Source organism: Ruegeria sp. K3, assembly GCF_056531845.1.
Genome location: NZ_JBQFMM010000003.1, coordinates 19,334 through 39,949 on the forward strand (window position 1 = coordinate 19,334; position 20,616 = coordinate 39,949).

The following is a 20,616-nucleotide window of genomic DNA, read 5'->3' on the forward strand; positions in this document are numbered from 1 at the left end:
CCCGTTCATTGAAATGTTGCAATCCCCTTGTTACCTTATTAGTACCCCGGCGCCGGGGTTTCACGGCGCGCAGCAAAGGAGGACTATGTCCTGTCTCTACATACACAGGCGGGTTTGCCCGCCGATGATGGGGCCGGTGTAATGGCCCACTCTCAGTCAATCAGCGACAAGCTGCTTGAACGTATCCTTTCCTCACTTTCCGATGACAAGGCCGAAGACGTCGTGCAGATCAACCTGCAAGGTAAGTCTTCTGTTGCGGATCACATGGTGATTGCCTCGGGTCGCTCGACCCGTCAGGTCTCGGCCATGGCGGAAAAGCTGACGGATCGCATCAAGCAGGAATTCGGTTTCACCTCGAAGGTCGAAGGCAAGGATGCCGGCGACTGGGTGCTGATCGATACGGGCGACGTGGTCGTCCATATCTTCCGCCCCGAAGTGCGTGAATTCTATCAGCTGGAAAAGATGTGGCTGCCTCAGGGCGGCAGCGCCTCGGCGAATTGAGGCGCCATCCCGGCCTGTATTGAGGGGCCGGAGGCGAGAGAGACATGCGTATCAGCATCGTTGCGGTCGGGCGATTGCGCGCCGGACCGGAGAAATCCCTGCTTGACGACTATCTGACCCGATTTGACCGGACCGGCCGCGCGCTGGGGCTTGGGCCTGCGCGCGTGATCGAGGTTGAAGACAAGAAAAACGCTGGCATGGGGGCCGAGGCCACCCTGCTGCGCAAGGCGCTGCCCAAGGGTGTGGTGATCTGTACGCTAGATGAGCGCGGACGGGTGTTGTCCTCGCCTGATTTTGCAAAAAAGCTGGGTGGATGGCGCGACGCGGGCCGACAGGATCTGGCGCTGATCATCGGCGGAGCGGACGGAATAGACCCTAATCTGCGGGCGGAGGCTGATTTTTCCCTATCCTTTGGGTCAATGGTCTGGCCCCATATGTTGGTCCGTGTGATGCTGGCCGAGCAACTTTACCGGGCCGCGACCATCCTATCAGGCGGCCCTTATCACCGGGTCTGACATGGCGCAGCTATTGATCGTCTACCACTCGCGCACCGGCGGCACCCGGCAAATGGCTGAAGCCGCAGCCGAAGCAGCGCGGGATGAAGCGAACACCATCCTGAAAACCGCCGATCAGGCCGGGCCAAACGACCTGCTGGCCGCCGATGGCTATATCTTCTGCGCACCCGAGAACCTGGCCGCGATCTCTGGGCTGATGAAAGAGTTCTTTGACCGCTGCTATTATCCGGTGCTGGGTCAGATCGAAGGTCGACCCTATGCGCAGATGGTCTGCGCCGGATCAGATGGCGAAAATGCCGCGCGCCAGATGGCTCGGATCGCAACGGGATGGCGGCTGAAAGAAGTGCAACCGCCCCTGATCATCTGCACTCATGCGCAAACACCCAAAGCGATCTTGGCCGAAAAGATCATTCCCGAAGAACAACTTGAAAGCTGTCGTGAGGTTGGAGCGGCCTTGGCCGCAGGTCTCTGCCTCGGGGTGTTCTGAGGGTCAGTTCAGATCGACCACGGTCGTGTCTTCGCTCCAACCACCGACATTGTCGCGCGCCTGAATTTGCACCTGCGTGGTCCCGTCCGGGATAACCACCCCGCTTAAAGACCGGGTAAAGGGCTGCTCATCGACATGAGGGTGATGCAGCACACGCATCCCCAGCTCGTTCCCCTGCATATCCAGAACACGCCAGCCGTCGGCATAGTCATCCCATCCGGTGTCGGAGTGGCGGATCGTGACGTCGAACCGCCAGGTATCCCCATTTGATTGGGCTGAAACCTGTTCGACCGTCGGAGGGTCGGCGAATGCGGGGCTGGCCAGTAAGGCGCTGAGAATCAGATATCGCATAGGGTCAAACTATGCTCTCGCGCATGGCATTGCGATCACGACTCTGTGTTTGGTGGCGCAGTCATGATTACGGTCCGTGAATGCGAGGCGAATTCGCGACGATAGAGCACACCGAATGTGACGATTGAGCTTAGGATCAGGGCTACCGGTCCAAGTATCCATGCGATTGAAGCCAACGCAAAATATGTCGCCCGCAACGCGCGATTGAAACTACGAGCCGCCGTGATGCAGATATCAGCAGATTGTGTGGCGCGTGGATAGGCCTGTGGATCATCGGGATCATTTGGAACAGCGGCCATCAGAATTGCGCAATACCCAAACAGGCGATGCGACCAGACAAATTTCAGAAAAGCGTTCGACAGAAAAAGCAGAATAATCAGTATCTTGATTTCCCAAACCATGGCAGGCGCACGGCCGATGGCAAGATCTTCAGCAACCCCAGCAAGGCGTTCGGTATTGCCAAGCAATGCCAAGCCGCCGCCTATTGCAATCATGATTGTCGAAGCGAAGAACGTGCTGCCCTGGCGCATGGCCGAGATCACTTGTGCATCGAACACACGCGGCTGGCGCGTCACCATTTCACGCATCCAGACCTTGCGGAAATCATCCATCATCAATGAAACCGATGGTTTCTGAGAGGACGGATTTTCGATCCTCCACCCAATCCCCAGCCATGTCGCGAACAATAGCAAAACGGCTGCATAGTCCAGCGAGGAAAACAGTAATGTGCGGTCGATCCAGGTCATGCCGCGACACTATTGTTGGATTCGGTAACTTGCCAGTCGATAAAATTGGTAATATAATTTTACCAAATGGAGGATCAGCGATGGAAATGCCCAAGCCAAATCCGGATGTCTTAGCACGCAAGGAGGCATTGGTTGCGCGACTACAGCAAGTGCTGCCGAAGGATGCTGTTATCCATGAAGAGGCCGAGACCAGGGCTTATGAATGTGATGCGCTGACCGCCTATAAATGCCCGCCAATGCTGGCTGTACTGCCTTCGACCACGCAGCAGGTTTCCGATGTCTTGCGCATTTGCCATGAACTGGGTGTGCCGGTTGTACCGCGCGGCGCGGGCACGTCACTGGCCGGTGGCGCCCTGCCGACGGCAGATTGTGTGATTCTAGGCGTTGCACGGATGAACGAAGTTCTGGAAATCGATTACGACAACAGGTTTATCAAGGTGCAATCCGGCCGAACCAACCTGAGTGTAACCGGTGCCGTTGAAGAAGAGGATTTCTTTTACGCTCCCGATCCCTCATCCCAGCTTGCCTGCGCCATTGCCGGGAATATCGCGATGAATTCCGGCGGCGCGCATTGCCTGAAATACGGGGTGACGACCAACAATCTGATGGGTGTGACTATGGTCATGATGGATGGCAGCGTGGTCGAAATTGGAGGTGCCTATCTGGATGTTGGCGGGTTGGACCTGTTGGGTGTTATCTGCGGATCCGAAGGGCAATTGGGTGTCGTAACTGAAGCAACGTTGCGCATCCTGCGCAAACCTGAGGGCGCGCGTCCCGTTCTGATGGGCTTTGACGATAATGAAGTAGCCGGTCAATGCGTCTCTGACATAATCAAATCGGGCATATTGCCTGTCGCGATCGAGTTCATGGACCGCCTTTGTATTCGAGCCTGCGAGAATTTCGCCCAAGCGGGTTATCCTGATTGCGAGGCGTTGCTGATTGTCGAAGTTGAAGGATCAGAGGCAGAGATCGATAGCCAGTTGTCGAAGATTATCGAGATCGCCAAGCGGCATAATCCGGTTGAGCTGCGAGAAAGCCAATCGGCTGATGAAAGCGCCCGTATCTGGCTGGGGCGGAAATCGGCCTTCGGCGCGATGGGGCAAATCAACGATTATATGTGTCTGGATGGGACGATCCCGGTCTCATCGCTACCCTTCGTCCTGCGCCGGATCGGGGAGCTGAGCAAAGACTATGGCCTGCCAGTCGGCAATGTGTTCCATGCTGGTGACGGCAACATGCACCCCTTGATCCTGTTTGACGCCAACAAACCCGGCGATCTTGAGAAATGTGAGGCGTTCGGGGCGGACATCCTGAAGCTTTGCGTTGATGCGGGGGGCTGCCTGACTGGTGAGCATGGGGTCGGCATCGAAAAGCGTGATCTGATGACACACCAATATGAACCACAGGATCTTGAGGCGCAGATGGCGGTGAAAGATGTGTTTGACCCGAATTGGCTGTTGAACCCAGCCAAGGTGTTTCCGCTAAAGGCGTCTGCCACGCGCAGGATGGCCGCGGAATAGATGAGCCTTCCCCATCAATACCCAGAGTATTTGCGAAAAGATGAAGTGCCATGACACCTGAAACCGAGGCTGAACTTGCGGACATCGTTGCCGGCCTGGATGGCCCAGTGCATATTGCCGGAGGCGGCACGCGCGGCCTTGATGGGCCCGAGCCTGTGCTGAACCTGTCAGGACTGCACGGAATTACACAGTATGAGCCGGGCGCATTGACTCTGGTCGCGCATGCCGGGACTCCAGTGACTGAGATCGAAGCGGCTTTGGAGGCCGAGGGCCAGCAACTGGCGTTCGAGCCGATGGATCATCGCGGTTTGCTGGGCACCACGGGGGAACCGACAATCGGCGGTGTTGTCGCGGCCAACATCTCGGGGCCGCGTCGAATTCAGGCTGGCGCGTGCCGGGATTTCCTGTTGGGCGTACGTTATGTCGACGGGTTGGGGCAGGTGATCAAGAATGGCGGGCGGGTGATGAAGAATGTCACCGGTTACGATCTGGTCAAGCTCATGGCGGGTTCCTGGGGCACGCTAGGGGTGCTGTCCGAGGTCTCACTGAAAGTGCTGCCTAGACCTGAGATCGAGACCACTCTGGCAGTCGGGGCCGCTGATGTAGGAACCGCAGTTGATCTCATGTCCACTGCCCTGAAATCCCCCTTCGAGGTGAGCAGCGCAGCCTATGATCCACTGGGTGGGCAGGCGCTGTTGCGGATCGAAGGATTTGCCGACTCGGTTGCCTATCGGGTAGGTCGATTGCGCGAAATCCTTGGGGGCGAATGCACCGAGTTAGAGAATTCGAGGAACCGCTGGGTCGATCTGCGTGATCTGCGTGCGTTTAAGGATCTGCAAGGTGATGTCTGGCGCTTATCGGTGAAACCCGGCGATGCAGCCAGCCTTGCAGAACGGATAGACGCGGATCGAACCCTATTTGACTGGGGCGGGGGCTTGATCTGGGTATTGGTGCCAAAGGGCACCGATCTGCGTGCACGACTGGGTCACTTTGAAGGACATGCAACGCTGGTACGTGCAGAGGCTGACACCATTGTTGAATTTGGGCGGTTCCAACCGGAGAGCACGCAGATTCAGGCTCTAACAAAGGCAATTCGGAAGAGATTTGACCCTCGGAACGTGTTCAATCCGGGTCTGATGGGGTAGGCGATGCAGACGAAATTTACCGAAAAGCAGTTGCAAGACCCAGCGATTCAGCGATCCAACGAGATACTCCGAAATTGTGTTCACTGTGGTTTCTGTACAGCAACCTGCCCGACTTATCAGGTGCTAGGCGATGAGTTGGACAGCCCTCGCGGGCGCATCTATCTGATCAAGGACATGTTGGAGAATGAGCGTGTTCCGGACGAAAAGACTGTCAAGCATATCGATCGCTGCCTATCCTGCCTCGCCTGCATGACCACGTGCCCCTCGGGCGTGCATTACATGCACCTCGTGGACCACGCACGGGAATATATCGAAGACAACTACAAGCGCCCGTTCTCGGATCGGGCTCTGCGCTGGATATTGGCCAGAATCCTGCCTTATCCGACACGCTTTCGCTGGGCTCTAATCGGGGCAAAGCTGGGTCGTCCGTTCCGGTTTCTGATGCCGGATGCCCGGCTAAAGGCGATGCTGGACATGGCGCCGAGATATATTCCACCAGTCAGTCGCAATGATGACCCTCAGAGCTTTGCAGCAAAAGGCGCTAAGAAGAAACGCGTCGCCCTAATGACGGGCTGTGCGCAAAAAGCGCTGAACACCGACATCAACCACGCCACGATTCGCCTGCTGACCCGATTGGGCTGCGAGGTCGTTGTCGCCGAAGGTGCCAGCTGTTGTGGCGCATTAACCCATCACATGGGTAAAACCGGTGAAAGCCATGCGTCTGCTGCAGCCAATATCCGGGCCTGGACACGCGAAATGGATGGTGATGGTCTGGATGCGATCGTGATCAACACCTCAGGGTGTGGGACCACGGTTAAAGATTATGGGCACATGTTCCGCAGTGATCCGCTGGCGGTGGATGCGGGGCGTGTATCCGCCATGGCGATGGATATCAGTGAGCTTTTGGTGCAGCTGGAGATGCCGGACAGCGACAAGAAAGAACTGGTTGTTGCCTACCACGCGGCGTGTTCATTGCAACATGGGCAAAAGGTTACCTCTTATCCCAAGAACCTGCTGAAATCTGCTGGATTCACAGTGTTAGAGCCTAAAGATAGTCATTTGTGCTGTGGCAGTGCAGGAACCTACAACCTGATGCAGCCTGAGATTTCGGGTAAGTTGAAACAACGAAAAGTGCGCACGCTTGAGGCTAGGAACCCTGATGTTATCGCGGCAGGTAACATCGGATGCATGATGCAGATCGGCTCTGGGACTAACACGCCCGTTGTCCACACAGTCGAGCTGCTGGACTGGGCCACCGGAGGGCCGGAACCGCGCGCATTGCGCGGCGGCATGGCTGGGGTACCCCAACTGCGTTGATCGATTGCTGCACCCGCGCATCAGGTCCGGTTGAATTTCATCCAAGGGGCAATTGCCCTATTTTCGCCGCACCAACGGCATACGAATCTTGGTCGGACCCCATGACCGGAGACCCGCGTGCGCAACTGGATCACGGCTATTGTCTTCAGCTTGCTGCCCTTGGCAGGACAGGCGCAGGATACTGGGCTTAGGAGCCTGGAAACCACCGATGCTGGGCGCGAGTGGATGGCAGTTGGTCGGCTGGATATCGACGGCACCGGGTTTTGTACCGGATCGCTGATATCTCCGACTCTGGTACTGACGGCTGCGCATTGTCTGTACGACAAGACCACGAAACAGCGAATTAATCCGGCCCGGATAGAGTTTCTGGCCGGTTGGCGACTCGGTTCCGCCTCGGCTTATCGTCCGGCGCGTCGAACAGTGGTTCACCCCGACTATGTTTATGAAGGCAATGTTTCAGCAACGCGGGTGCGTCATGATATTGCGCTGATCGAGCTGTGGCAGCCGATCCGCAACACCTCGGTCATTCCTTTCGAAACCGGACGCCGTCCTGCCCGCGGTCAAGAGGTGGGGGTTGTCTCGTACGCGCATGACCGCGCCGAAGCGCCAGCACTGCAGGAAGTCTGTTCCGTCATTGGGAGACAGGCTGGAATTCTGGTTATGTCCTGCAACGTGGATTTCGGGGCATCCGGCGCGCCGATCTTTTCGTTTGACGGAGAGCGGCCACGCATTGTGTCGGTCGTTGCAGCGAAGGCCGAATTGCAGGGTCAACGCGTTGCGCTGGGCACCGCCTTGGATGAATCGCTGGAATTGTTGCGGGCCGAGCTTTCGCAGGGGCGGGGTATGAACGCCACATTGGACAACAACACCAAAAACCTCGGAGCAAAGTTCATTAAGCCATGATGCGTGTTTTTCTAAGTATCACCTTGCTTGTTTCTATTCTCGTAACTGCCGCACAGGCCCAGACCAGCGGCAAGCGCCGACTGACGGATCGCGATGATCTGTATGGGTGGGAGGCGGTCGGACGTCTGGATATCGGCGAACAGGGCTTTTGCACCGGTACTTTGATCGCAAAGGACATCGTGCTGACAGCGGCGCATTGCGCAGTGAGCAAGGCCACCGGAAAACCCTATGCCCCCGGTGAATTGACCTTTCGCGCCGGTTTGAGCGACGGTCAGGCGCTTGCGGATCGCAAGGTCATCCAGATTGCGACCCATCCCGATTTTGTTGCCAATGCGCCGGTATCGGCGTCACGTGTTCGAATTGATGTGGCTCTAATGCGGCTGGAAGAGCCGATTCCCTATTCGATTGCTGATCCGTTCGCCCTGCACAGCGGCCGCGTCAGCGACAGCGAAATCAGCGTCGCCTCGTATGGTCGCGGTCGGGCCGAGGCGATCACGCGCCAACGCTCTTGCCGCATCCTGCAACGCGGGCAGGGGCTGATCAGCTTTGATTGCGATATTACATTCGGTTCGTCGGGCTCCGCTATTTTAGCAAAAAAAGGCTCGCGTTGGCAGATCCTGTCGGTTGTTTCGGCGGGCGCATCGGATGGTCAACGCAAGATCGGCTACGGGATGGAGCTGTCGGGGATTGTCTCGGAACTCAAGGCGATATTGCGTCGTGACGCGCCCCGACCCACGGCAACAATCCGCAGATTGCAGCCGGGTTCAGCCAAGTCCAGTTCGGGTGCTAAATTCCTCAGCGCGGGCGGGTCTTGAACCCAGTCCTTTTACTTCCCATCTGAGTTTTACCGGATCGCCAAAGCTGGGGTCCGGCATAAATCACCGCCCGTCCATTTCGGAGGGCAATTTCGTGAATCGCTCAAAGATGAGGATACGACATGCGTACATTTGACTTCGCACCACTTCACCGCGCAACCATCGGTTTCGACCAGATTGCAGACATGATGGACCGGGTTTTGACCAATGACGTGGCTCAGCCCAGCTATCCCCCTTACAACATCGAAAAGACCGATGCTGATACCTACCGCATTTCGGTCGCTGTTGCCGGGTTTTCCGAGGCCGATCTGTCGGTTGAGGTAAAGGAAAATTCTCTGGTGGTTTCCGGCAAGAAAGCTTCGGACGAAAAAGAGCGCAGCTACCTGCACCGTGGCATCGCCACCCGCGCGTTCGAGCGCCGCTTTGCTCTGGCCGACCACGTTCGCGTTACCGGCGCGAGTCATGAGAACGGCATGCTGAACATCGATCTGAAGCGCGAAGTGCCAGAAGCCCTGAAGCCGCGCCGGATCGAAATTTCGTCTAGCAAGGCCATTGAAAAGGACGTGGTTGACGCCAAAGCCGTGAACTGAGGCTGTTGATCACTTAGCGACAGTCCCGCCTCTCTGGATTGTCGCACCACACGCCCCGCGTTCCTCCAGGCGCGGGGCGAAGTTGTATCCATCGCAACACGGACATGGTGGGCAACACGTTTTCACGAAAATCTGGCAATAGTTTAGGTCGTCAGGCTAGTCTCTTCTGGAACACTTCAATGAACTGAATTTTGTTCACTGCCTACAGAGGGAGACGAAATAGATGCGAATGAAATCCGTTTTTGCCGCTATAGTCTGTGCCGTTGTTGCATCGACCACACTGACCGCGACATCAACCCGTGCCAACGATACCGGAGCGCTTATCGCTGGGGTCGCGTTGGGTGTGCTGGGAGCGTCGATCGCCAAACACCATCACAAGCACGGATCAAAATACCAGAAGCACCCGCACGTTTCGCCCGAGGAGAATGCGATCGGGCTTTGTATGCATCGGACCCACACCGCCATGAGCAATCAAGGCTACTATGCCGTCGATTTTGAGCGGACGCTTTCCTATACGACAAATTCTGATGGCATCGATCTGATTGATCTGGAGGTCGCGCGCTCAAAGGACAGCAATGATGCGCGGAGCCACATAAAAGCCCATTGCGCTATTCAAGATGATGCTGTGGTTAATTTCCGCTACTCAAACTACTGAGCTTGCCCTTCGGCAACTTCAACTTAAGAAATCCAAGAGCTTCTATTTTCCCTTCTGAAAACCAGTAGGCAATGTGTCTCGGCCTTGTCTCTTCGTCTATCTTTTTAGCGTCGAGTTTGTCACAGTCTTGGTGATTTGGAGACCCAAGGGGATGTAAATTGCCATAACATTCCCTATGTCATTGGATGATAAGAAGAATAGGGATAGCAGATGTCGAACCAGCAATTCGAAGCATTGATTCAAGAGACGCAACAGAAAGTCCGCGAAAGCCAGTCGCAGATTGAAGGCTTGACCTCACGGATCGAAGCGGCGCGTGCCAAGATCGGAACCGCAGAGGCAGATATCGACATTGAAAATGCGACTTTGGAAGATGTGCACGCCCATACCGAGGTGATGAACGCCAACATCGCTGAGCTGATCATGGGGCTCGACGACGTGACCAACGCGTTTTCCAAGGATTTTGACGAGATGCGTTCGAAAACCGGGTGGGAGTCGTTCGTTGGCATCTTCGCCAAGGCCAAATCCGAGTCCATGCGGCAGGAGCGTATGCGCACGGCCAATATCGACGACAAGCTGCAGGACTTGATCGCTAAATCCGATGTGATCGTGAAGCTGCTGGAGGGACAACTGTCCGTGTTGGAAGAACAGCGTGTGAAGGTCGAGGACAACCTGACCGTGACGCTGGACGACCGAGAGGCGACCGTGGCCGAACTGGAGGCTCTGCGCGCCGAGATTCAGGGCATGGACCCGGCTATTATTACGTTGGAGAACAAGATCAGCGTGGAACAGGATGCTGCGGCGCGGACCCAGTTAGAGACTGAATTGGCCGAGCTGAACAAGCAATACAACGCCAAGGTTCAGGAAGAGCAGGTCAAGCTGGCCAAGTCCCAGACGCTGGAGCGCTATATCGAAAAGGGCAAGACCTGGGTCGATTCCCTGCAGAACCAGGCGGCGACGCAGATGGTGCTGATCAACAAGCTGCAGACAGACACGCAGCAGCGCGTGGTGCTGTATGACGCCCTGACCAAATCGCTGAAAACCGCCCAGCAGCAGGACGTGGCCCACCGCATCAACGAGATCGGCGTGCAGACCGACCAAGAGGCGCAAACCGCCATGGCCGCCATCGGCACCGCGACCAATCAGAAAATGGCCGACATGCTTGAGGCGCATGAGGACCACATGGTCTTTGCCCGCGACGTGCTGGAGAAAAAGGCCAAGGCAGATGAACGCTTTGCCCGCCGGTTCGCGTCGATTGTCGAGAAGCATGATAAGAATTTGTATGGTGGTTAAGTGCGTTTCGCTCACCAACAATTTCTATTACTAGCAGTTAGTCTTGGTCCCTTGGAGGTGCCGAGATTCTTGGAAAAATTTGGTTTCATAGATCAGAAGCCGACTTATCCTGAAGTGCTACAGGTATTGCTTATGGCAGTAATTGCGGCTTGCTTAATGCGACTTCTGTGTTGGTTGAGTTGGGGCAGCGAAAGGGGGCGGCGTTTTCAGCACTCGGTTGGGATCAACCCTCAAGTAGTACTGCATAGTGTCGGTTCGCCTCTCTTTAGATGGTGGTTTCATATCGACAAAAACGGGAAGGACTTGGACGCCCCAAGATGACCGATACCAACCCCACCCAAGACCATGTCGGCCTGACCGACACCTTCGCCTCACGCCGCTATTTCCGCAAATTCGAAGTCATCACCGTCCACCTCCTGCGCGTGGCCGCGACGATGGAGGCGGAGGGCGCAATCAGCAAGCAAGAGGTGCGGATCGTGTCGCGCTACCTCTCGGGGCTGCTCTACACCTTCCGCGCGCTTTCCATGAAGTATCTGCTGGTCGGTCGCGATACGGGACGGTTTTTTGGCAGCCTTGCGATGGACAAGCGTGACAGCGGTTTTCCGGTGGCGGCTGAGCTGCTGACCATGGCCAATGACGCGCAGCAGGCGCAGGTGCATCTGGCGAATATGCCGTCCGAGGATGACCTAAAAACTGACATGGCGCGGACGATCATTGGCGATCAGGAAATCCCCACCAAGCTGCAATTCGCGCTGTCACAAAGGCTCTACTATGAGGAATTGCTGAAAGGTCAGCTGTTTTGGGCCCGCAACGATCCCGAGTGCCACTGGATCGGGAATGAGGGCGAACGGCGGAAGTTCATGATCCACTGGGCGGTCTATGACAGCCAGATCAACCTGCCAGTGATCTACCTGATGCAACTGGAGGACAGCGGCAAAACCGCCCTTCCCAAAGACCAACGCCGCTGGCCCGAAGTGCAGGCGCATCTGATGGCGCAGTCTCTGGGCGGGTTGAAACTGGTGACCATAGCCAAAGGGTTCGATCAGGATTTCGACGACCTGCACCCCAAACACCTGCGCCGCATTCATGTGGGGCCAATGTATTCCTCGGCCTATACCGAACAATCCGGCCCCCTGCGGCAGGTGCTGGAGGATGCGCAATCTCCGCAAGGTCAAGACTGGGCGCTGGCCTGGACCACAGAAGAGTTGGAAAGCGAAGAGGTGATCGAAGAGCGGGCCGGATGGTTCTCGACCGTCGAACGCGAGGTTTTTGCGCTCGACCCATTCGGCGCGCAAGGGGCCGAAACCGGGGCCACACGCACCCAACGGTCGATCATCTTGCCCCAGCGTCCGTTTCAGGTGCTGGCCGAGCGTAACCCCCCAGGGTTTGCCGATGTGCGCAAGTTCGTGGTCAGCAAGTCAGGGCAGGTGTTGAGGTATTAGTTTCGCCTTCGGCGAGAGTATTTTTGAAAAAGATGAATCAAGGGCGGTTTTTGAGATGAGTTTGACGTCAGATCAGATGGAATTGCGCGAGGCGGATATTCGCAAGCATTACCCGGCAGCGACCGCCTTGCTGAATGGGTTCGAACACGCGCCGCGGATTGCCAAAGCGCTGGAGACGTCGACGGAACGGTCGCCGGGGGTGTCGACCGGACGGAGGTTTCGATCCACCACGCCGGGTTTGGTGACACGGCGCACAGTGCGCGCAGACGGGGTGCATTTGGTCGAACGGATCGAGGCCTCGGATGATGGCGATGCGCTGGTCTCGCCACCGCAGGCCACAACGCAGCAGGCAATCCGCCGTGCGGTTGCCATCGCTCTGGCGGTGAGCGAGGCCTACGCCGAACAGACACCGTTGGCAGACTTGAAACGCGCGAACCTTGCGGGCGATTTGCCCGCCGCGCGAAAGACCGAATTCTCGGAACTGCTGACTGCCGAGGCTCTGATCACCTCGCACACCTTCGGCAATGCGCTGGCGTACTTGATGTCCTCGCATCTGGGAGAGACCACTGTCGATATCGGTGAGATCGAAGAGGTCCTGACCGACAACGGCCAACTCGCCTTGCACGGCGCGCTGTGGGAGTTGGACCAGACCCTTGCCAAACACGCCCCCGATGATGCCCACCTGATCGCAGCCACCAGCGCCTATGCCGAGCAATTGATGGAAAAGGTCGCTCTACGCGCCCAGTCCGCAGGCCATCTGGCACCGTTCCAGAATGCCGCCTGGTATATCGAAGCGGATGACCTGACAATCCGGGGGTTCGAACCTGCGTCCAAAGCCAAATCCACCACGCTAACCATGACGTTCAAGAAACCGAACGAGGTGGTGGGCAACCATATCGCCAAGTATCAGGCGATGAAACTGGCCAAGATGGTGATGGCCTACGACTTCGACCGACGCCTGAACCCGTTTGCCGAGCTTGGCGGGTTCATCTTCACCTTCATGGGCGACGGCAAACCGGGCACCGGCAAGACCACTCTGATCCAGATGATGGCCGGGCTGATCAACGATTATTGCCAGAATGCGGGCTATCCGTTCCGCTATCAGAATCTGAGCACCGACAATATCGACAGCTATCAGGGCAAATCAGGCCAGAATGCCAAGGCCTTTATCAACATTATCATCGACCCCTCGGTCATCGGCTTCGGCACCATCGACGATATCGACCAACTGGCGGGCAAACGGGGCGACCGGCAGTCTTCGGCCGGGCAACTGGAAATCACCGCTGTGTTGATGGAAAGCTTTGCGGGCGCCAACACCGTTGTGCGGGGCAACTGCACCTTTGGCATGTTCTCGAACTACCCCGAGAATGTGGACGACGCCCTGCGCCAGCGGGCGGGCGCGCGGTTCCTGGTGGATGGGCCGCAAACGCGCGAGGATTACATTGACATCCTACACCTGCTGATGGGCCGTAACCACGACATCCCGCTGGGTGAACACGAAGCCTATGCCGCGCAGGAGATCAAAAAGGCCGTCGCCGCCAGTTTTGAAAGCCACTCCCGTCCACATGAGGATGCCCTGCTGCAGGTCTATGACCGGGTGTCTGGCGAGATCGGCCAGATGGACACGATTGCCAAGCTGGGCACCTACCTCAAGGCGATCCAGCAGGCGGATGAGCGGTTCACCGGCCGTGCGATCAAGAACATCACCGACGCGGTCAAGGTCCGCGCGATGGATTTCGAACTGCCCGACGAGTGGATGGAAAACCCCGACCTGTTCCTGTTCCGCGACTACGACACCAAGAAGGCGATGATCGACGACCTGCGCCAGCCGATCACGGTGGAAATGGTAATCCAGGAGATCAACCGCTACGCCGACAGCGAATTCCGCTATGCCGACAAGAGTGACGAGGTCGCCATCGAAAACGCAGTGCGTGAGATGGGTCGGATGGAAGAGGCCAAGCGGCGGTATCTGGAGGGGAAGGGGTGAATTATTTGATCGCTATAGGTCTGCCTCTTCTACTGAGCACTGTGGTTGCTATTCCAATAGGGTTCCGAGCCTATCGAACATCTCGTGCGGCTAAAGAAAGCGGAAAGAAATGTTTTCTTCCTTTCTTCGTATATGGCGCGGTTTGCGCTGTTCTGGCAATTCTTACCAGCTACACTTTGATGGATTTTTTTGTCGACCGATTTGCCGTGGACGTTGGCAACGCAAATCCCGCAGATGTAATGGTCTATTTTCAGCTACAGTTCTGGTTGATTGCAGTACCCCTTGGTTTCGCGATCATTTTTGCATTTGCAAAAGGACTGCGAGCATGAGTTTCGAATTCTTGGAGTACAGGTTTCTGTTTGAGAGTGATATCGCGGCGCAGCCGCGACGCGCCCGACCCGGCCCCCAGGGCGGGCGCGTTCCGCACCCACCCTCAGGCCGGGCGCATCGCTACCGTTGCGCGGGAAGGCAATTGTTATGATCCGCCTCATCGAAAAAGGCCTGATGTTCGGCAATCTCATCCACATCTCCAGCCCGGCTCTGGTCAAGCGGTATAACCGCGCGCTGCAGCATCTGACGGGCAAGACTACGGCGTTAACGGATTTCCATGTCGATATCTCGGGCTATTCGCCAGAGGTGGGGATTGAGCTGGAGGATGAGCTCTACCTCAACCCCAACGGGGTTAACCGGCAGTTCATCCTGCTGACGACCGAGCAGAAACGCGCGCCTTTGCTGAACGTCAAATTCTCGACCTCGCGCGATATCCTGCGCGAATTCATCGATATGAACGAGGCGCAACTGTTTGCCTTGACCGCCGCCGATGCGGTGGCCGGAGAGCTGGTGAACTCGGTCATCAAACTCAGCACGCCGCGCGACCTGTTGAACCTGAGCAAGATCGAGATCGAGGCCGACACCGCAGGCGGCACCCTACGCAAGGCCCAGCAGCTAGCGGGCATGGTCGAACGTTTCAAAACCGAAGAGGATGCATGGTTCGACGATGTGCTGATCGCCAAGATGATCGAAACGGCCAAGGAAACCGGCGACGTCACTCGCAATCCCGTTCGCCTGCGCCATACCGCATTCGAGCAGCGTAATTTCTGGACGGCACACTTTGGCGGGCTCTACCTGTTCCCGGATATGGATCACCCGGCGGCGATTTGCATGGGCGAAAAGCCTGACGATATGCCGATCAAATATGTCTTTGGCCCGTCGCAGCGGAACCAGATCGCAAAGTTTCTGGACTACAACGATCTGGTTGAACCGATTGTCAAAGCGCGCGGCGTGGATGCTGCTGCGATACTGCAGCAGAAAATGGACTTTCTGACCATTGCTGCCGCAGCAGATGCCGATGTCGATCTGACCGGGTTGGATCGCAGCGATATGCGCCGCCTCGCCCGCAACCACTCGGACCGGCTGCCCGAAGCCTATCACGGCCTCGCGCAACTGTTGCGCTGGGCGACGGATGGCGGGCGCTGGCCACGCATCACCTCGGATCATCCCGCTTATTTCTACACATTGCGCGCAGCCGATACGCCGAACCGCGATCTGGTGAATATGCTGTTGACCGAATTGGCTCCGCTGGATCCGCGGCAGATGTTCATCTGCCACAAGGAATTGTTTTATAGTACTTACAGGACCTGGCCCGAGACCAAGAAAGCCTATGTTGCCGACTTCCTTGCCCGCGAGTATCAGGTGGACAAGGCAGGCGCGCGGGCGGCTCTATTTGGTCATGAACCGGACATGACCGGCAATGACCGGGTCAGCGAAACAGTGATCGCACGGGTCGGCCCTTGGGGCGCGGTCAGGAGAGATTAAGATGTTCGGAGCGATGCGCCTGTTTCTGATCCTGCTGGTGATCCAGACGATTGCCTATTTCGCGCTGTCCTTTTATTCGCGAGGAGTTAGGCGGCGAAAGTTGGAGACGTGGTGGGACGAAAAGGGCAAAACCGGTTACAAAGAAGCGTTTGTTGCGCGTGGTTTGCACGTCTACGACAACTCATTCCGGCGCAAACTGATTTTGGGTGTCTATATTGTACCTTGGGTGGCGATTGGCGCGCTGATCTACATCGTGAATTACATGTGAGGGTTAAGGCATGGCCTATGTGAAATGGGCGTTCATTATCATCTTCTGGGGCACGATCGCCGTGATCTTGCAGTATTCCCTACCGCAGCACGATGTGGTGCGGATCGTCAACACCTATGAGGAACGTCAGGACCTGACGGACTGGACGCGGATCTTCTGGTCCGAGCCTGAAGATCAATCCACCAGCCTGTCAAACCGCGATGTACAGTTCATTCAGGCCGTACGCGCCAACGGGAAGCCGATTGTCTATCGCAACGAAGACACCGGTTGGGGCTGGCCGCCTTATTTCAAGTTCGACACTGCGAACCTTTACACCGAGGCCAACGATGCCAAGTCGACCAAAGATAACCCCGATTGGGTGGTCGTAACGCATTACGGCTGGCGCAATGAGTTCATGTCGATTTTTCCCAACGCAATTTTCATCCGGCATGTCGAGGGGCCGGATGTCCGCATCATCCCGTGGTTCAATATCGTCTTCCTGACTGTGTTTGCTGCGCTGGTTTGGGCCATCTGGGTTCGATGGCGGCGGTTTCGGCAAAAGAAGATCGATCCTGTTTTGGAGAACATGGAAGATGGTCTTTACGCCGCTGGTGATGCAATAGATGAAAAGCGCAAGGGCTTTCGCCGCTGGCTGGACAGTTGGAAATCCAAGTAAAGTGGTACGCCAAAAGGCGTGCGCTGTGGTCTGACTGCTCATCTCACGATGAACTCAGCATGAAGCGCCCCGGCAGCCTTGATGGTTTTCAGGATGTCGATCATATCGCGTGGCGACACGCCCAAGGCGTTCAACCCGGCGACCACTTCGGACAAGGTGGTTGCCTCGGGAATTTCTGCAAGCCCCGTTCCTTCTTCCTCTTCGATCCCAGCGTAGGTGCGCGGAACAACAACTGTTTCGCCTCGCGCAAACGGATTTGGCTGAACAGCAATCGGGGCTTCCTCGACTGTGAGGGTCAAGTTGCCCTGCGATACCGCGACGCGTGAAATCCTGACGTCCCGACCCATGACAATTGTGCCCGATCTTTGATCCACCACGACGCGGGCTTTGCTTTCGGGTTCGACCAGAATGTTTTCAATACGTCCAATGGCATGCGCGGTTGATACGGCCCGCGTCGCCTCAATGCTCAACTCCACAGTGCCGGAATCGCGCATGAGTGCGACCGCTCGGTTGAATTCCTTATTGATGGCGGCCTCTATGCGGCTTGCAGTCGTGAAATCCGGTTCTCTCAACGCCAGTCTGAATTGAGTCAAATCAGCAAGCTGAAAATCGATCTCGCGCTCCACACGCGCGCCCGAGGGTATGACGCCCGATGTCGGCACCCCGCTTACAACCGACGCTGCTTCGCCTTCAACTGCAGCGCCGCCGGCTAGCACTGTCCCTTGTGCCACGGCATAAATCTGACCATCTGCTGCATTCAGGGGTGTCATGATCAATGTCCCCCCAAGAAGCCCTTTGGAATCTCCAATGGCAGAGACGGTGACGTCAATCTGACCGCCGACGCGCGCGAAGGGTGGTAGGGTGGCGGTGACCAATACGGCGGCGACGTTTTTGGGGCGAAAATCTTCGCCATTCACGTTTACACCCAGCCGTTCGAGAATGTTGGACATAATCTCTTCGGTGAACGGAGAATTGCGCAAGCCGTCGCCGGTGCCATTCAGGCCAACCACAAGGCCGTAGCCAACCAGATCATTGCCGCGGACACCGTCGAAATCCACCAGATCTTTCAGGCGTATAGCCCCTGCATTGGCAATGCAGGGTAAGACTATCAAAAGGAATACGAGTATCTTCATCTTAAGAAATTCACCAGTAACAGGTTGGCATTGCGAACGGTCACGGAATACAGACTCTCCAGTTGGAACTGCACGGTTTGCAACTGTGCCGCAGTCTCATAGGGATCTGCAGCGATCAACGCATTGCGCGCATGCTCAGCGCTGGTCTTTGCGGCGGCGTTGCGCGTTGCGGCTTGCTCTACACGCGCCTCAGCCGCGCCGACCTGGGCGCGCAAATTGACCGTCGCATCCTGTGTATTGGCCAACTCAACACCAAGCTGCGTGAACAATGCGGTTCGTAGATCAGGCGTCCATCCAAGCGCATCATCTGTGGCCAGAGCCGCAACCGCAACATCGCGCAAAGCGTCCTTGAGCGTGGGGTCTGTCGCAGTGATCGGAAGCGTGATCCGCTCGTTCTCGGAAATCTGCATCGAAGCCAAGGTGCCCGTACCACCTTGATATATCACCGCATCAAATCCGGCGGGGTCGTTGAACCAATCCTCAGCGGCCTGTTGGATATCTGTTAGGGAGGTCAGCCCTATCAATTCGGCCTGCAGCGCTGTCAATAATGTTTCAGCGGAGGTCAGAGGTGAGACGTCAGTCGATGTTCCAGAATACAGGCTGCGCCCTCCCGCCCGCGTATTCAGGGCTGAGATCATTGTGTCGAGCTCATTTCGTGCCTGAACCGATGCTTGTTCATGTGTCACGGTCTGGTTCGCCGTGCCGAATGATAGCAGCGACGCTGACATCTCGGCGACCGAGCCGCTTAGCGTTGTCAAGCTCAATTGCATTGCGTCCGTGAATAGCTGCGCCTCGGCGGTGGCGATGGAAAGCGCGTCCAACCGTTCCAGGCTGCGATCTAGATCCAGTAGGTGCGAGTAATCACCACCAAGACGAACCGAGATATCCTGCACCTTGCCGGTGGACATCTCATACGACAGTGTTTCGATTTGTGATTTGATCTCGGCGCTGCGAGTTCTGAGGGTAAGGCCGCGGGCCAGATCCCCGATCGAATTCAGTGTCATGTTCATAACCTCAACAGGGTATCCATCAGTTCATCCACGACAGCGACGATGCGTGCGTTTGCGGCATAGGCCTGCTCGATCTGCATCAAGCGCTGCAGTTCCGCGTCACTGTCAACACCTTGCTCCGCGACGACTTTTTGCATTTCCAGCTGCGCGTTTGCTGCAAAACTGCTGCGCTGGTCAGCTGTGTGTGCGTTTGCCCCGGCTTTGGAAAGCAACGCCTCGGCGATCTCGGCCGCGCGCATCGTGCCTGTCCCAAATCCCACGCTGGGGGCCGGGCGTGAGTCGGTCAGAACGGCCCCAAATGCTTGCAACTGGCTGGCATCACCCGGCGCACCGGGGGTCAAAGCCCCCAGACCCGCGCGCAGTTTCCAGCTGTCACCCCCTGCATCCGGGTCGACCACAACATTTAGTGAGATGCGCGACGCAAGACCGGTTTCAGAAACCGGATCAAAGCGGCTGCCGTCATCCGTGAAGACGCCCGGATCGGTCGCGGCAGCGGTCGGGTCCAACCCGGTGGTTTCAAACCGCTCGATTAGGTCGCGGGCGACGGCGTCCAGATCGGCTTGCGCTTCGACGGTCAGTTCGTCGCGGACCGAGAACTGGGCCATCAATGCGCCGCCTCGGATTTGGGCGAACTCTCCGCTCACGCGAACGGGTCGGCCGTTGATCTCAAGCCCGGACAGCAACCCGTTGCCAACGGTCATATGCGGCATGGTATCGCCTGTGGTCGAGAACGAAAACTCGGCCGCGGTTCCTTCCAGCAGGATCAACCCGCCATCGGAATAGAGGGAAATCTGATCATTATCGCGCGCGATCGCGTTGACAGGCACCAACTCGTTGACTTGATCGACCAGAATCTGACGATGATCCAACAGCGCGCCAATATCACCGCCCGAATTGCGGACAGCGGGGATACGAGCATTCAGTTTCTCGATGTCTTTCAGAGTCTGATTCAGCGTATCGACCTGTTTGCCTATCGTGCGATCCGCATCGGATCGCATTTGCCGCACCCCTTCGGACGCTGTATTGAGCGCTGTGCTCAATGTACCGCCTGCACGGGCGGCCTGATCCAACCGTTGGGCTGAGCCGGGCAGGCTTGCAGCTGTAATCAGGCTGCTTTCGAATTGGGCCAGTCTGGCCGAGATCGAAGTGGCATCGTCGGCTGCCCCCAACAGTTTCTCGTAACCTGAATGAAATTGCGCCACGGTTTTGGCTGCCATCAGGTCTGCATCGGTCGCACGGCGGTTTGCGATCAGTACCGGATCCTGGTGCCGAGTGATACCAACGACACGAACGCCATTACCGGAAACTGTGCTGGTCGCCAGTTCAAGCGATCTGCGGGCATATCCCGGGGTCAACGCGTTGGCGATGTTTCCTGAAACCACCGCCGCACCACGGCTGGCTGCGCTCAGCCCGCCCAGAGCGTTGTTCAGTGCTGTCGACATATTCATCGGACGCATCCCTTTCGTTGATC

Annotated in this window: 22 protein-coding genes; 17 read left to right on the forward strand and 5 right to left on the reverse strand. The window is 56.9% G+C overall.

All coding sequences use genetic code 11. The features are described from left to right. Positions 1-141 precede the first annotated feature (141 nt). The 3 genes from rsfS to ACR0MP_RS06570 are packed head-to-tail and all read left to right on the forward strand — an operon-like array spanning position 142 to position 1,503. Positions 142-501, forward strand: coding sequence for a ribosome silencing factor (gene rsfS, locus ACR0MP_RS06560; protein WP_039541351.1), 360 nt, complete (start codon positions 142-144; stop codon positions 499-501). A 44-nt stretch (positions 502-545) separates the two neighbouring features. Then, a complete protein-coding gene (rlmH, locus tag ACR0MP_RS06565; RefSeq protein WP_170408706.1) occupies positions 546-1,016 on the forward strand; it encodes a 23S rRNA (pseudouridine(1915)-N(3))-methyltransferase RlmH in 471 nt (156 codons plus the stop codon). Position 1,017: 1 nt separating this feature from the next. Continuing rightward, positions 1,018-1,503, forward strand: a complete 486-nt coding sequence (locus ACR0MP_RS06570) for an NAD(P)H-dependent oxidoreductase (protein WP_170408705.1) — start codon at positions 1,018-1,020, stop codon at positions 1,501-1,503. 3 nt (positions 1,504-1,506) lie between these two features. Here the strand turns inward: ACR0MP_RS06570 and ACR0MP_RS06575 are convergent, their stop codons facing one another. Then, a complete protein-coding gene (locus ACR0MP_RS06575; RefSeq protein WP_170408704.1) occupies positions 1,507-1,854 on the reverse strand; it encodes a hypothetical protein in 348 nt (115 codons plus the stop codon). 35 nt (positions 1,855-1,889) lie between these two features. Next, positions 1,890-2,600, reverse strand: coding sequence for a DUF599 domain-containing protein (locus tag ACR0MP_RS06580; protein WP_170395190.1), 711 nt, complete (start codon positions 2,598-2,600; stop codon positions 1,890-1,892). 80 nt (positions 2,601-2,680) lie between these two features. Here ACR0MP_RS06580 and ACR0MP_RS06585 point away from each other — a divergent pair, with 80 nt between their 5' ends. The 14 genes from ACR0MP_RS06585 (at position 2,681) to ACR0MP_RS06650 (ending at position 17,002) form a co-directional block, all read left to right on the forward strand. Further along, positions 2,681-4,120, forward strand: a complete 1,440-nt coding sequence (locus ACR0MP_RS06585; protein WP_170408703.1) for an FAD-linked oxidase C-terminal domain-containing protein — start codon at positions 2,681-2,683, stop codon at positions 4,118-4,120. A gap of 50 nt (positions 4,121-4,170) precedes the next feature. Beyond that, a complete protein-coding gene (locus ACR0MP_RS06590; protein WP_170736840.1) occupies positions 4,171-5,265 on the forward strand; it encodes an FAD-binding protein in 1,095 nt (364 codons plus the stop codon). A 3-nt stretch (positions 5,266-5,268) separates the two neighbouring features. Further along, the gene (gene glcF, locus ACR0MP_RS06595; RefSeq protein WP_480886175.1) at positions 5,269-6,582 is read left to right on the forward strand and encodes a glycolate oxidase subunit GlcF; all 1,314 of its coding nucleotides are present in this window, start codon (positions 5,269-5,271) and stop codon (positions 6,580-6,582) included. 117 nt (positions 6,583-6,699) lie between these two features. Then, a complete protein-coding gene (locus ACR0MP_RS06600) occupies positions 6,700-7,485 on the forward strand; it encodes a trypsin-like serine protease (RefSeq protein WP_170395202.1) in 786 nt (261 codons plus the stop codon). Further along, entirely contained in the window at positions 7,482-8,300 is an 819-nt protein-coding gene (locus ACR0MP_RS06605) for a trypsin-like serine peptidase (protein WP_480886176.1), read from the forward strand. Before ACR0MP_RS06600 ends, ACR0MP_RS06605 begins: the two co-directional genes overlap by 4 nt. 122 nt (positions 8,301-8,422) lie before the next feature. Then, positions 8,423-8,890, forward strand: a complete 468-nt coding sequence (locus ACR0MP_RS06610; protein ID WP_480886178.1) for an Hsp20 family protein — start codon at positions 8,423-8,425, stop codon at positions 8,888-8,890. A gap of 223 nt (positions 8,891-9,113) precedes the next feature. Next, on the forward strand, positions 9,114-9,545 hold the full coding sequence (locus ACR0MP_RS06615; protein ID WP_170395209.1) for a hypothetical protein: 432 nt from the start codon (positions 9,114-9,116) through the stop codon (positions 9,543-9,545). A gap of 210 nt (positions 9,546-9,755) precedes the next feature. Next, a complete protein-coding gene (locus tag ACR0MP_RS06620) occupies positions 9,756-10,835 on the forward strand; it encodes a coiled-coil domain-containing protein (protein ID WP_170736835.1) in 1,080 nt (359 codons plus the stop codon). Between the two features lie 317 nt (positions 10,836-11,152). After that, on the forward strand, positions 11,153-12,277 hold the full coding sequence (locus ACR0MP_RS06625) for a hypothetical protein (protein ID WP_480886180.1): 1,125 nt from the start codon (positions 11,153-11,155) through the stop codon (positions 12,275-12,277). A 55-nt stretch (positions 12,278-12,332) separates the two neighbouring features. Beyond that, on the forward strand, positions 12,333-14,264 hold the full coding sequence (locus tag ACR0MP_RS06630; protein ID WP_480886182.1) for an AAA family ATPase: 1,932 nt from the start codon (positions 12,333-12,335) through the stop codon (positions 14,262-14,264). Next, a complete protein-coding gene (locus tag ACR0MP_RS06635; protein WP_170408696.1) occupies positions 14,261-14,593 on the forward strand; it encodes a hypothetical protein in 333 nt (110 codons plus the stop codon). The genes ACR0MP_RS06630 and ACR0MP_RS06635 overlap by 4 nt, the downstream gene beginning before the upstream one ends. A 148-nt stretch (positions 14,594-14,741) precedes the next feature. Further along, positions 14,742-16,079 (forward strand): DUF6638 family protein, encoded by a 1,338-nt coding sequence (locus tag ACR0MP_RS06640; protein WP_170395239.1) that lies wholly within the window; start codon positions 14,742-14,744, stop codon positions 16,077-16,079. Between the two features lies 1 nt (position 16,080). Then, entirely contained in the window at positions 16,081-16,347 is a 267-nt protein-coding gene (locus ACR0MP_RS06645; RefSeq protein WP_170736832.1) for a hypothetical protein, read from the forward strand. Positions 16,348-16,357: 10 nt separating this feature from the next. Next, the gene (locus tag ACR0MP_RS06650) at positions 16,358-17,002 is read left to right on the forward strand and encodes a DUF1523 family protein (RefSeq protein ID WP_170395244.1); all 645 of its coding nucleotides are present in this window, start codon (positions 16,358-16,360) and stop codon (positions 17,000-17,002) included. Positions 17,003-17,040: 38 nt separating this feature from the next. Here ACR0MP_RS06650 and ACR0MP_RS06655 read toward each other — a convergent pair whose 3' ends face one another. The 3 genes from ACR0MP_RS06655 to flgK are packed head-to-tail and all read right to left on the reverse strand — an operon-like array spanning position 17,041 to position 20,593. Next, positions 17,041-18,135, reverse strand: coding sequence for a flagellar basal body P-ring protein FlgI (locus ACR0MP_RS06655; RefSeq protein ID WP_170408693.1), 1,095 nt, complete (start codon positions 18,133-18,135; stop codon positions 17,041-17,043). Further along, positions 18,132-19,139: a flagellin gene (locus tag ACR0MP_RS06660; protein WP_480886184.1), complete on the reverse strand. Its 1,008-nt coding sequence runs from the start codon at positions 19,137-19,139 to the stop codon at positions 18,132-18,134. Before ACR0MP_RS06660 ends, ACR0MP_RS06655 begins: the two co-directional genes overlap by 4 nt. Before the next feature lie 2 nt (positions 19,140-19,141). Further along, positions 19,142-20,593: a flagellar hook-associated protein FlgK gene (gene flgK / locus ACR0MP_RS06665; RefSeq protein WP_170408691.1), complete on the reverse strand. Its 1,452-nt coding sequence runs from the start codon at positions 20,591-20,593 to the stop codon at positions 19,142-19,144. Positions 20,594-20,616: the final 23 nt, after the last annotated feature.